This window comes from Nonomuraea sp. NPDC001831, from assembly GCF_042892035.1.
Taxonomy (GTDB): Bacteria; Actinomycetota; Actinomycetes; order Streptosporangiales; family Streptosporangiaceae; genus Nonomuraea.
In genome coordinates this window covers 383,251-394,762 of the sequence record NZ_JBIATU010000004.1, presented here as the reverse complement: position 1 = coordinate 394,762, position 11,512 = coordinate 383,251, and the positions used below count along the sequence as shown (strand labels likewise).

Here is an 11,512-nt window from a genome sequence, read left to right as displayed (position 1 = left end):
GGTCACGTGAGCAGCTCCGCCCAGGCCGCGATGGTGGGCCGGTCCACGAGGTCGGGGAAGCCGATGTCGCGGCCCTCCCGCCTCCACGCCTCGATGAGCGTCATCATCCTGATGGAGTCCAGGCCGGCGTCCAGCAGGTCGTCGTGCGGGCCGAGCTCGGCGGGCTCGACGTACAGCAGGCCGGCGATCTGGGCGCGCAGGCGCTCCTCGGCCTCAGACACCGGCCACCGCCCCCGACAGGGCGCGGCTGACGCGCGTGGTCGTGGTGGTGACGGCGCACCGCTCGGCGGCGTAGGTGAGGGCCATCTCGTGGTGCTGCCGGGAGAAGTCGGCGACGGCGTCGGCGACCACGAACGCCTGCACGTCCCGCATGAACGCCTCGCAGGCGGTCATCAGCACGCCGATGTGGGCGTACACGCCGCAGATGACGAGCTGGTCGCGGCCCTGCCCGGCCATCAGCTCGGCGAGCCCGGTGCGCTGGTAGGCGCTGTAGCGCCACTTGGTGAGCAGCACGTCGCCGTCGCCGGGCGTCAGCTCGTCGGCGATCGCGGCCTCGCGCGGGTCGGCGCCGATGCCGGCGCCCCAGAAGTCCAGCAGCAGGCCGCGCTGCTCGGCGCTCTGGGCGCCGGGCTGGGCGGAGTAGACGACGGGCACGCCCAGCTCGGCGCAGCGCTCGCGCAGCGCCAGCACGTTGGCCATCAGCTCGACCATCGGCGAGCTGCCGGGGGCGAAGGCGCGCAGGAAGTAGTTCTGCATGTCGTGCACGAGCAGCACGGCCCGGCGCGGATCGGGCCGCCAGTCGACCCGGTTGGCCGGGAGCTCGGACGGCATGGCGTACGGTTCGATCCTGGGGATCGGCATGTCATGTCCTTTCGCGGAGGTGGCGCTTGCTGACCTTGCCGACCGCGGTCTGCGGGAAGGCGTCGACGAACTCGAACCGGTCAGGGATCTTGAAGACGGCGATGCCGCGCCCGCGCAGGAACGCGCGCAGCTCGGCCCTGCTGGGCGGGTCGCCGCGGCAGATGACGTAGGCGCAGGCCCGCTCCCCCAGGTAGGGGTCGGGCACGGCGACCACGCTGGCGTCGTGGACCGCCGGGTGGGCCAGCAGGTGATTCTCGACCTCCTCGCCCGCGATCTTCTCGCCGCCCCGGTTGATCTGGTCCTTGGCGCGTCCCTCGACGATCAGGTGGCCGGTGGGGGTGCGGCGGACGATGTCGCCGGTGCGGTAGAAGCCGTCGTCGGTGAAGGCGGTCCTGTTGTGCTCCTCGGCCCGCCAGTAGCCGCGGATGGTGTACGGGCCGCGGGTCAGCAGGTGGCCGTGGTCGCTGTCGCGGCCGTCGTCGTCCAGGACGCGGATCTCGTCGTCGGGCGAGATGGGACGTCCCTGGGTGGTGACGATGGTCTCCTCGTCGTCGTCCAGGCGGGTGTAGTTGACCAGGCCCTCGGCCATGCCGAACACCTGCTGGAGCGTGCAGCCGAGCTCGGGCCGCACGCGTCTGGCCGCCTCCCGGCTGAACTTGGCGCCGCCGACCTGGAGCACCTCCAGGCTGGACAGGTCGTGGCCGGTGGTGGCGGCGGCGTCCAGCCAGACCAGGGCGAGCGGCGGGACGAGGGCCGCGATCGTGACGCGCTCCCGCTCGACGAGCGGGAAGCAGGTGCCGGGGCTGGGATCGGGGGCCAGCACGGACGCGGCCCCGGCGCTCAGCGCCCCGAACACGCCGGGCGAGCTCATCGGGAAGTTGTGCGCGGCGGGCAGCGCGCACAGGTAGACGCTGTCCGGCCGCAGCGCGCAGATCTCGGCGCTGGCGCGGAAGCTGTAGATGTAGTCGTCGTGGGTGCGCGGGATGAGCTTGGGCAGGCCGGTGCTGCCGCCGGAGAGCTGCAGGAACGCGACGTCGCCGGGCGCGGGACGGTGCGGGCCGCCGGGATCTTCCCCGTCCGGGCCGTCCTCGTCCGGGCCGTCCTCGTCCGGGCCGTCCTCGTCCGGGCCGTCCTCGTCCGGGCCGTCCTCGTCCGGGTCGGCCTCGGGGAGCTCGCCGAGGACGTGCGCGGGCGTGCCGGGGGCGAAGGCCCGGTGCTCGTCGTCGGGGCAGATGTAGGCGGCGGCCTCGGTGAAGGAGCAGAAGTAGGAGATCTCGGCCGAGCGGTGGGCGGGCAGCGCGAAGACCGGCCAGGCGCCGATCCGGAACAGCGCGAAGCACACCTGGTGGAACTCGGGCACGTTGGGGAGCTGCACCACGACGCGGTCGCCGCGGCGGATGCCGCTCGCCCGCAGCCCGGCGGCCAGGCGGTCGGCGCGCTCGTCCAGGTCGCGGAAGGTCCAGCGGGCGGTGGGCGAGATCAGGGCGGGGCGGGGGCCGTGCGCGGCGGCCAGGTCGCGCAGCAGGCCGCCGAACGTCTCGCCGCGCCAGTAACCGGCCGCCCGGTAGCGCGCGGCCTCCTGCTCAGGCCAGTGCATCGGAGACCCCCAGGGCGCGCAGCATGGTGCGGAACTTGGCGGCGGTCTCGGCCAGCTCGGCCTCGGGGTCGGAGCCGGTGACGATGCCGGCGCCGGCGTACAGGCGCAGGGTGTGCTCGGCCACCTCGGCGCAGCGGATCGCCACGGCCCACTCGCCGTCGCCCGCGGCGTCGGTCCAGCCGGCCAGCCCGGCGTAGAAGCCGCGGTCGAACGGCTCCAGCTCCTCGATCATCCGCCGCGCCCCCGCCTCGGGCGTGCCGCAGACGGCGGGCGTCGGATGCAGCGCGGCGGCCAGCGCGAGCACGCGGGTGTCGGGGTCGCGCAGCGTGCCGGTGACGCGGGTGGACAGGTGCCACATGGTCTCGGTGGAGGTCAGCTCGGGCGTGCCGGGCACCTCCAGGCCCGCGCAGTACGGCGCGAGCGCGTCGGCGACGGCCTCCACGACCAGCCGGTGCTCGCGCAGGTCCTTGGCGGAGGCGGTCAGCGCGGCGGCCCTGCGCCGGTCCTCGGCGGGGTCGGCGCAGCGGGCCGCCGAGCCGGCCAGCGGGTTGCTGACCACGGCCCGTCCGTGCCGGGAGACCAGCAGCTCGGGGCTGGCGCCGGTGAGCGTGCGGCCGCCGGGCAGCGGCGCGGCGAAGGAGTAGCCGTGCCCGAGCAGCGGACGCAGCAGCCCCGGCAGGTCGATCGGCTCGTCCGAGCGCAGCTCCACGGTCCTGGCGAGCACCACCTTGGCCAGGCCGCCGCGCTCCAGCTCGGCCAGGGCCCGGCGCACCGCGGCGGCGTACGCGGCCGGCTCGGGCACCCGCCTGCTCCACCAGCCGCCGCTGACCAGGGGGGCGGCGCCCGGCGGCAGCGGCGGCGACCAGGTCTCGGACTCGGGCAGGATCAGGTGGGCCGTGCCGTCGAAGCCGATGGCCCCGGCTGCCGGGCCGTCCACCCTGCCGGCCAGCGTGGCCAGGTCGCCGGCGGCGACGCCGCGCACCCCGCGGGTGAGCAGCGTGCCGCGGGCGGAGGCGAACAGCACCGACTCCGCGCGGTCGTAGCCCGCGAGCGGATCCGCCGCGGTTGTCAGCAGATGCAAGGGAGGTCCAATCTCGATCGGTCCAATCTCGGTCGGTCCATCTGGTTAGGCCCGACGCCGGGCCGTCCGGGTCGGGAGGCCGCGGGCAGGAGGGACGGGTCAGGCGCGGAGGGTGGCGCCGCCGTCCACGAGGAGGTCGTGCATGGTGATGTGCCTGGCGCGTTCCGAGCACAGGAACAGCACCGCGTCGGCCACGTCGGCCGGGTCGGCCACCCGGCCGAGCGGGATGCCGACGCGGAAGGCGGCCGGGTCGCCGTGCAGGGTGGCCGACAGCGCCTCGTCGGGGTCGGCGCCGTCCCACAGGGCGCGCAGCATGGCGGTGTCGGTGGAGCCGGGTGAGACGACGTTGCACCTGATGCCGTGCCTGGCGACCTCCAGGCCGAGGCAGCGGGTGAACATCCGGGCCGCCGCCTTGGAGGCGGCGTAGGCGGCCATGCCGACGCGCGGCACGCCGGCCGCGTTGGAGCCGACGGTGACGATCACGCCCCGCCGCCGCGGCGTCATGCGCCGGGCGACGGCGCGCGAGACGTGGAAGACGCCGTCGGCGTTGACGGCGAAGCTCTGCCTCCAGTGGTCGTCGCCGGTGCCGTCCACCTCGCCGGGCAGCAGCACGCCGGCGGTGTTGACGAGGATCGCGATCGGGCCGAGGTCCCGCTCGACCGCCGCGACGACGTGCTCGACGTCGTGGGGGTCGCGCACGTCCACGCGGTACGGCCGCCCGTGGCCGCCGGTCACTGGTCGCAGGTCGGCCGCGGCGACCACGGCTCCGGCCCCGTCCAGGGCGGCGCAGACGGCCGCCCCGATGCCGCGGGCCGCGCCGGTCACCAAGGCGATCCCGCCGTCGATCCCGTCCATTGCGGCACGTCCTCCCCGAATGGTTAAGTTAGGTAAGCCTTGCCTAATTTGAAGGCAAAGAGACCGTCTGTCAAGACCGCCGTCCGGACCCGGGGAGAACCGTCCGGAAGGCCGCGTGAGGAGCGAGATCGGGGATGTCACCGCAGGTCGGAGACGCGAAAAGGCGCCGTGGCCGCGGCCGGGAGCCGCGGCCACGCCGCCGGTGCGAGCAGGTGGTCTCAGGCCAGACAAGCCGGCGCAGGGCCGGGTAGTCGGTGTAGCCGGTGTGGTCGCCGCCGTACCAGTGCTCGATGCGGACGAGGTTCAGCGGGGCCCCGACGGCCAGCCTGTCGGGCAGGTCGGGTTTGCCAGGAAGGCGCGTCCCAGCGACACCAGGTCGGCACCCGCGTCGAGCAGCCGTTCCCCCTCGCGCCGGCCGCCGTCGGCGGGCAGCGGGCCGGGCCAGGGCCGGCCCGCGACCTGCACGAGCGCGCGCGGGACCTGGCCGCGCGGCAGGGCCACCTCTACGGCGAGGTGCACGCGGTGATGGGCCTGGCCCTGGGCGCGCGGCGGTCCGGGGATCTCGACGCCGCCGAGTCCGTCCTGGCCCGGCTGCGCGACGTCTATCCCTCCTCACCCGCGGGCGCGCACCTGGTCCACGCCGAGCTGGGGTTCGTGGCCGAGCTGCGCGGCGATCACGAGTCGGCCGCCGAACGCGGCGACGTGGAGCGGATCACCGCGTCCGCCGTCGCCGTGCTGGGCCGGGACGCCTTCGCCGAGACGTTCCTGCACGGCACAAACAACTTTCTTGACATCGCCGAAACTGCCGGGTCGAACTTTTCATGAGTCCTGCTCGAGCCGATGCGATCTCATTCCCCGGGACGTAAGGCCAGGTCAACGGCGCACCTGAAGCGGCGACGCCCCTTCCTTGATCTATTACTCCCGGTCAAAAAATCAGTATGACAGCCCCTTGCCCTCCTTAGGGATTTTGTTCATATTTGCGGGCAAGTCACCCCACCCTCAGGAGGCTCCAGTGAGCATCCACGGCTTACGGATCCGGCGCGCCGCACTGATCGTCGCCACCGCCGGACTCCTCACCGGCGCGGTCACGGGCGTACCGGCCCAGGCATCGCCCGCGCCGGCCCAGCCCGCCGCCGACCCGGCCGCCGCCGCGGCCAGGCTGGAGGGGCAGCTCGGCGCCCGCACCGCCGGCTCCTACTTCGACCAGGCACAGGGCAAGATGGTGGTCACCACCACCGATCCGGCCGACGCCGAGGCCATCACCGCCTCGGGCGCCGTGCCGCGGGTCGTGTCCCGCAGCGGCCCCGCACTCGAGGCCATCATGTCCTTCCTCGACCGCACGGCCGCCGTCCCCGGCACCGCGTGGGCCGTCGACCCGGCCTCCAACCAGGTCGTCGTCTGGGTGGACAGCACCGTCGCGAGCAGCGCGCGCACCAAGGTCCAGATCGCGGTCCAGCAGGCCAACACCCAGGCGGCCGCGGCGCAGGGCCAGAGCGCCGAGGCGGCCACGCCCGCGGTGCGCGTCGAGAACGAGCCCGGCAGGTTCAGCCTCTTCATCCAGGGCGGCGACGCGATCTACGGCGGCCAGTACCGCTGCTCGCTGGGCTTCAACGTGGTCAGCGGTTCGACCTACTACTTCCTGACCGCCGGTCACTGCGGCAACATCGCCTCCACGTGGTACGCCAACTCCGCGAAGACCACGACCCTGGGCAACACCACGGGGTCCAGCTTCCCCGGCAACGACTACGCGATCGTCAAGTACACCAACACCAGCATCGCCCACCCGGGCGGCGTGGACCTCTACAGCGGCTCGCGCGACATCACCAGCGCGGGCAACGCCTACGTCGGCCAGTCCGTGCAGCGCAGCGGCAGCACGACGCACGTGCACAGCGGCTCGGTGACGGCGCTCAACGCCACCGTGAACTACGCCGAGGGCACCGTACGCCAGATGATCAAGACCAACGTCTGCGCCGAGGGCGGCGACAGCGGCGGCGCGCTGTTCTCCGGCGGCGTCGCGCTCGGCCTGACCTCCGGCGGCAGCGGCAACTGCTCCAGCGGCGGGACGACGTTCTTCCAGCCGGTCACCGAGGCGCTGAGCGCCTACGGGGTGAACGTCTTCTGATCGGCCGCTGACGGCGGGTGAGCCGATCCGCGTGCGGGCCGCGTCCAGGCGCGGCCCGCACGTTCGCGTAAAAGAACCTATACAAAACAGACAAAACGCCCTAATGTGGGCATCGCCCCAGTCGGAAGCGACTGGGGCGCCAAACTTCTTCCGCCGGCGTGCGCACCGGCCGCCCCTAGGGCCCCATTTTCGGATAATTCCCCTGCGGGGTGCCGCCCGCCCCCCTCAATTACGTGTCGTAACGGCTGTGTTACTGTCCGCGTTATGAACAAATCGGCCACTGAGCGGCAGATCGAAATTCTCTGGCCCACCATCGGCGTATCGGTCACAGCAGACCTTGACGGACGCAACCGCGACCTCGCCGACGCGTTGTGGCGGACCCTGCCCTACCGCAGCCTGCAAGGCCACGCCCTCGTGGCGGGCCACCATCTCTACCACCTGGCCCCGATGCCGGAGTTGCTGCACGTGCCGGGCGTCCACAAGATCGACCGGCGGATCGCGCCCGACGGATCGGTGTTCTGCTCCCGCCTCCAGCACCTCGGCATCAAGTACGGCCCGCTGAGCGAGCCCATGCCCGCCACGCCCATCGGCACCGTCCGCGAGGAGGACCTCGACGCGCTCGCCGAGGCCGGGCAGGCGGTGTGGCAGTCGGTGTACTCCGGCGGCGAGCCCGTGATCGTCGAGGTGCGCAGGGCCGGCGACGGCGGCGGACACCGGCTGCGACGCCCGACGGCCCGGCACGCCGAGGCCGAGCAGCTCCTCGCCGAGCTGCACGAGGAGATCGAGCGCATCTGGCTCGACCCGCCCCAGGAGCTGGTCGACCTGCACGAGGGCCGGATCGCCTCGGGCGCGGGCAGCTTCGGCACCACGCTGACCACGATGCTGTTCGTCAACGGCGAGACCCGCCCGCTGGGCTACTGCTGCTACTCCGGCCTGGTCAGGGCCGCCCAGCAGCAGCAGCTCCCGCTGGAGTTCCTGCAGCAGATGGCGCGCATCATGGCCGCCACCCCGGCCGAGTTCCTCGGCTACTGCGGGCTGAACAAGCTGCACCAGTTCACCGAGCGCGCCCTGGAGGTCGCCGACCAGCTCCAGGACCGCGAGGACTTCGTCGCGCTCATGAGCCACATGGCCCTGTACGTCAACTGCCTGGGCGCCTGGAACCTCCAGCTCTTCCCGTGGCAGGTCGACGAGCACCTGCGCGCGGACGGCTCGGTGGCCCCGATCTCCGGCTCGATGCTGACTCCCTTCGAGGGCGGGACGGTGGCGCCGGCATGAGCCAGGCCGACCGGGCCGAGGTGGTGGTCATCGGCGGCGGCGTGATCGGCCTGTCGATCGCGGCCCACCTGGCCGAGGCGGGGGTGGAGACCGTCGTCCTGGAACGCGACGACCTGGCCTCCGGCGCCTCGCGGGCCACCGCGGACGTGCTGCGCGCCTACTTCTCCGGCGACCCGGTCAGCTCCGCGATGGCGGTGCGCAGCCTGTCGGCGTACCAGTCGTTCCCGCGCTGGCCCGGCGTGGAGCTGCCGATGCGGCAGGTCGGCTACCTCGTGCTGTTCACCGAACGGGAGCAGGTGAACAGGTTCGAGGACGAGCTGCCGGCGCAGCGGGCCGCGGGCGTGGACGTGTCGCTGATCGGCGCAGAGGAGGCCCGGCGGCTCAACCCACTGGTCGAGGAGCCGTCGCTGCTGGCGGCCGCGTGGTCGCCGCAGGCGTTCGTGAGCGACACGGCCGCCATCGTGGAGGCGTACGCGGAGGGGGCGGCGCGGGCGGGGGCCTCGCTGCGCACCGGCTGCCCGGTCACCGCCGTCGATCCGGCCACCGGGCGGGTCGAGACCGCGGACGGCACGCTCACCGCGCAGGCGATCGTGTGCGCGGCCGGGGCCTGGTCGGGCTGGATCGCCTCGGCGGCGGGCGTGGACCTGCCGCTGACCGGCCCGGCGGTGCAGGAGCTGCTCACCACCGGCCCGCTGCCCGAGGTGCCGGACATCCCGGTCACCCTGCACGCCGCCAGCGGGCTGCTGATCCGCCGGCGCGGCGACCGGGTCCTGATCGGCATGGGCAATCCCGGCACCGACCGGGACGCCTGGTTCGTCAAGGCCAGGGCGCAGCTCGCCACCACCTACCCCGGCCTGGACCTGTCCGGGCTGGAGACGGCGGTGCGCGGCCCCAGGGACGCCAGCCCCGACCGGTCGGCCTTCATCGGCCGGCTGCCCGGATCGCCGGCGTTCCTGTACGCCACCGGGTTCTCCGGCCACGGGCTGTGCAACGCCCCGGCTGCCGGCGAGCTGGTCCGCGACCTGTACCTGGGCCACGACCCGGCGGACGCGTTCGGCTTCGACCCGATCGAGCTGTCGGCCGGGTCGCGGCGACGCTCGCGCTGACACCGCGCCCGCAGTCGTGCCGCCCGCGCCGACGCCGCATCCTTTCCGTGATCGAGGCGTGGCGTTGCCGCGGGTTGGCACGGCAGCGGGTACGACCGGCACCGGGGGAGACAACGATGACCACGAATCCGTACGCCACTGCGCCCTTCGGCTACGCGGCCGAGCCGACGGCCGCGCCGTACTCGATCGTCGAGCTCATGCCCGGCGCCCGCAACCTGGTGCACTACCTGCGGGTGGCGCCGGGCGAGCGGGTGCTGGTGCTGGCCGAGCACACCGTCGACCCGGTGGTCGTCCAGGCCATCGCGGCCGCGGCGGCCTACCGGGACGCCGACGTGCACATCCTGTCGGTGGCGCCGTTCAGCCCGGGCGGCTGGGACAGCGGGGCCGGGCACCACGTCGAGCGGGCCGCCGTCGGGGCGTCCGACGTCGTCATCGCCTGCACCTGGTGGGGCGAGGTGCACACCGCGCCGCTGTTCTTCGACGAGATCGCCGCCCTGCCGGTCAGGTTCGCGTCCCTGCACATGAGCGCCACGGCCGGCGCGTTGCTCACCGGCGCGCGCCTGCCCAACGAGGTCTTCTACGCCCTGGCGCACCGCACGCTGGAGAAGCTGGCCGCGACCAGCAGGATCCGGGTCACCTCGACGGCCGGCACGGACCTGACGCTGTCCGGGCTGACCCTCATGCCGGACGCCGAGCCGCCGGGCCCCGGCCAGTGGCGGCCCTTCCCGTACGGGGGCGTCAACTTCTGGCCCGCCGACACCGAGGGCGTGCTCGTCGTCGAGGACTGCACGGTGACCGGCGTGCCCGCGGAGCCGCTGAGCGTCCACCTGGCCGGCAACGTCGTGCAGAAGATCGAGGGCGGGGCGGACGCCGACCGGCTGCGCCGCTTCTCCCCCGGCGGCTTCTACCTGCGGCACGCCCTGATCGGGCTGAACCCGAAGGTGCGGGTGGCGGGCGGCAGCCAGTTCGAGCGGGAGAAGCACGCCGGCGCGTTCTACTGCGGGCTCGACGCGCTCACCGACGGCGTGGCCGTCACCACCGCGCCCGGTTTCGCCCACTGCGACTGCCAGGTCGACCGGCCCACCCTGTACGCCGACGACGAGCCGCTCGTCCTCGACGGGCGGCTGCTGCTGCTCGACGACCCCGAGATCCGCCGGGTGGCCGAACGCTTCGGGCCGCCGGACGTGATCCTCGACGACAACCCGGTCATGGTCCTCCCCCGCCGCTACAGCGGGGCGACGTCGAGCCGATGACCGCCCGACCGCACCAGACAGACAGGATGACCATGGAACCCGAGTTCGTCCTCGACCCGGCCACCCTCGACCTGCACGACAGCGACGAGCGGCTGCGCCGGGCCGGCCCGCTCGTCCCGGTACGGGTCGAGGGGGTGCTGGCCTGGGCCGCCACCAGCCACGCGACGCTGGAGGCGGTGCTGTCGCACCCGGCGATGACGCGCGACATCCGGTACTGGGACCCGGCGGCCCGCGCCGCGGCCCCGCAGGGCACGTCGCTGATGCGGCTCGTCACCGACGCGTCCATGCTCAACGCCGACGGCGAGGACCACCGGCGGCTGCGCGGCCCGCTGGTCAAGCTGTTCAGCGCGCGGCAGGTGCAGCGGATGGAGCCGTGGATCACCTCCATCGTCGGCGACCTGCTGGAGGACCTGGCGGCCCGGCCGCCGGGCGAGCCGGTCGACCTGCGCGCCGAGTACGCCTACCCGCTGCCGTTGCGCGTCATCGTCGAGATGCTGGGCGTGCCCGAGTCCCACCGCGAGCGCCTGCGCGCGCTCACCGACGAGGTGGTGCAGCTCGACCAGAGCCCGCCGGACAGCCCGGAGGGGCGCAGGGCGCTGTTCGAGCTGGTCGGCGAGATCATCGAGGTGCGGCGCGGCACGCCCGGCGAGGACCTGACGAGCGAGCTGATCGCGCTGCACGCCCAGGGCCGGCTGGACGACGCCGAGCTGCGGGACACCGTGCAGGTGCTGCTGATCGCCGGCCACGTCACGACGATCAACCTCATCGCGCACGCCGTGCGCGCCCTGCTCGAACGGCCCGAGCAGCTCGAACTGCTGCGCTCGGGGGCCGTGCCGTGGAGCGCGGCGGTGGAGGAGGCGCTGCGCTGGGAGTCGCCCAACGCCTACTTCCCGATGCGCTACGCCATGGAGGACCTGGAGATCGAGGGCGTCCGGCTGCGGGCGGGCGAGGCGGTGCTGGCCTGCTTCTCCGCCGCCGGGCGCGACCCCGAGCGGTTCGGCGAGAACGCCGACGACTTCGACGTGACCAGGCCGGCCGTGCCGCATCTGGCGTTCGGGCACGGGCCGCACTTCTGCCTGGGCGCGCCGCTGGCCCGGCTGCAGGCCGAGGTGGCGCTGCCGGCCCTGTTCGCGACGTTCCCCGGCATCCGGGCCGCCGGGCCGCTGGACGACCTGCCCCGGCTCACCTCGCTGCTGGACAACGGCGTGCGCGCCCTGCCGGTGCTGCTCGGCCCGCGCGCCACCGGCTGAGCTCCGCCGGCTGAGCTCTGCCGGTTTCTCCGTGATTGCGGATCTTCATGGGCTGCTTTCTCGGAGATTGCCGCATGTGAACGGGTCCGTTGCGGCGCCCGCGCCGGGCGTT

General features: G+C 73.6%; 12 protein-coding genes. 6 read left to right on the top strand and 6 right to left on the bottom strand.

What is annotated here, in order from left to right; translation table 11 throughout:
- Window positions 1–2: 2 nt before the first annotated feature.
- The 6 genes from ACFYYW_RS16995 to ACFYYW_RS16970 form a co-directional block, all read right to left on the bottom strand.
- Window positions 3–221 carry a phosphopantetheine-binding protein gene (locus ACFYYW_RS16995; protein ID WP_387649685.1) on the bottom strand — a complete coding sequence of 73 codons (219 nt, stop codon included), beginning with the start codon at window positions 219–221 and terminating at the stop codon, window positions 3–5.
- Window positions 214–861: an isochorismatase family protein gene (locus ACFYYW_RS16990; RefSeq protein WP_387649683.1), complete on the bottom strand. Its 648-nt coding sequence runs from the start codon at window positions 859–861 to the stop codon at window positions 214–216. Before ACFYYW_RS16990 ends, ACFYYW_RS16995 begins: the two co-directional genes overlap by 8 nt.
- A gap of 1 nt (window position 862) precedes the next feature.
- A complete protein-coding gene (locus tag ACFYYW_RS16985) occupies window positions 863–2,458 on the bottom strand; it encodes a (2,3-dihydroxybenzoyl)adenylate synthase (RefSeq protein ID WP_387649681.1) in 1,596 nt (531 codons plus the stop codon).
- Window positions 2,445–3,539 (bottom strand): isochorismate synthase, encoded by a 1,095-nt coding sequence (locus ACFYYW_RS16980; RefSeq protein WP_387649678.1) that lies wholly within the window; start codon window positions 3,537–3,539, stop codon window positions 2,445–2,447. Before ACFYYW_RS16980 ends, ACFYYW_RS16985 begins: the two co-directional genes overlap by 14 nt.
- 99 nt (window positions 3,540–3,638) lie before the next feature.
- Window positions 3,639–4,394 (bottom strand): 2,3-dihydro-2,3-dihydroxybenzoate dehydrogenase, encoded by a 756-nt coding sequence (locus ACFYYW_RS16975; protein WP_387649675.1) that lies wholly within the window; start codon window positions 4,392–4,394, stop codon window positions 3,639–3,641.
- A 303-nt stretch (window positions 4,395–4,697) separates the two neighbouring features.
- Window positions 4,698–4,913 carry a hypothetical protein gene (locus ACFYYW_RS16970; RefSeq protein ID WP_387649672.1) on the bottom strand — a complete coding sequence of 72 codons (216 nt, stop codon included), beginning with the start codon at window positions 4,911–4,913 and terminating at the stop codon, window positions 4,698–4,700.
- 3 nt (window positions 4,914–4,916) lie between these two features.
- On the opposite strand from ACFYYW_RS16970, the gene ACFYYW_RS16965 reads away from it, so the two are divergent.
- From ACFYYW_RS16965 to ACFYYW_RS16940, 6 genes are all read left to right on the top strand, one after another.
- The gene (locus ACFYYW_RS16965; protein WP_387649669.1) at window positions 4,917–5,219 is read left to right on the top strand and encodes a hypothetical protein; all 303 of its coding nucleotides are present in this window, start codon (window positions 4,917–4,919) and stop codon (window positions 5,217–5,219) included.
- Window positions 5,220–5,406: 187 nt separating this feature from the next.
- On the top strand, window positions 5,407–6,516 hold the full coding sequence (locus ACFYYW_RS16960) for a S1 family peptidase (RefSeq protein WP_352330681.1): 1,110 nt from the start codon (window positions 5,407–5,409) through the stop codon (window positions 6,514–6,516).
- Between the two features lie 264 nt (window positions 6,517–6,780).
- A complete protein-coding gene (locus ACFYYW_RS16955) occupies window positions 6,781–7,791 on the top strand; it encodes a hypothetical protein (RefSeq protein WP_387649666.1) in 1,011 nt (336 codons plus the stop codon).
- Window positions 7,788–8,897 carry an FAD-dependent oxidoreductase gene (locus ACFYYW_RS16950; RefSeq protein WP_352328974.1) on the top strand — a complete coding sequence of 370 codons (1,110 nt, stop codon included), beginning with the start codon at window positions 7,788–7,790 and terminating at the stop codon, window positions 8,895–8,897. Before ACFYYW_RS16955 ends, ACFYYW_RS16950 begins: the two co-directional genes overlap by 4 nt.
- Window positions 8,898–9,013: 116 nt before the next feature.
- Window positions 9,014–10,150, top strand: a complete 1,137-nt coding sequence (locus tag ACFYYW_RS16945) for a hypothetical protein (RefSeq protein WP_387649664.1) — start codon at window positions 9,014–9,016, stop codon at window positions 10,148–10,150.
- Window positions 10,151–10,176: 26 nt separating this feature from the next.
- On the top strand, window positions 10,177–11,400 hold the full coding sequence (locus ACFYYW_RS16940) for a cytochrome P450 (protein ID WP_387649663.1): 1,224 nt from the start codon (window positions 10,177–10,179) through the stop codon (window positions 11,398–11,400).
- Window positions 11,401–11,512: the final 112 nt, after the last annotated feature.

Excerpts from the sequence above, each read along its gene's own strand:
- ACFYYW_RS16990 (WP_387649683.1), bottom strand. The coding sequence starts at position 861 with ATGCCGATCCCCAGGATCGAACCGTACGCCATGCCGTCCGAGCTCCCG.
- ACFYYW_RS16950 (WP_352328974.1), top strand. The coding sequence starts at position 7,788 with ATGAGCCAGGCCGACCGGGCCGAGGTGGTGGTCATCGGCGGCGGCGTG.
- ACFYYW_RS16955 (WP_387649666.1), top strand. The coding sequence starts at position 6,781 with ATGAACAAATCGGCCACTGAGCGGCAGATCGAAATTCTCTGGCCCACC.
- ACFYYW_RS16945 (WP_387649664.1), top strand. The coding sequence starts at position 9,014 with ATGACCACGAATCCGTACGCCACTGCGCCCTTCGGCTACGCGGCCGAG.
- ACFYYW_RS16975 (WP_387649675.1), bottom strand. The coding sequence starts at position 4,394 with ATGGACGGGATCGACGGCGGGATCGCCTTGGTGACCGGCGCGGCCCGC.
- ACFYYW_RS16985 (WP_387649681.1), bottom strand. The coding sequence starts at position 2,458 with ATGCACTGGCCTGAGCAGGAGGCCGCGCGCTACCGGGCGGCCGGTTAC.
- ACFYYW_RS16940 (WP_387649663.1), top strand. The coding sequence starts at position 10,177 with ATGACCATGGAACCCGAGTTCGTCCTCGACCCGGCCACCCTCGACCTG.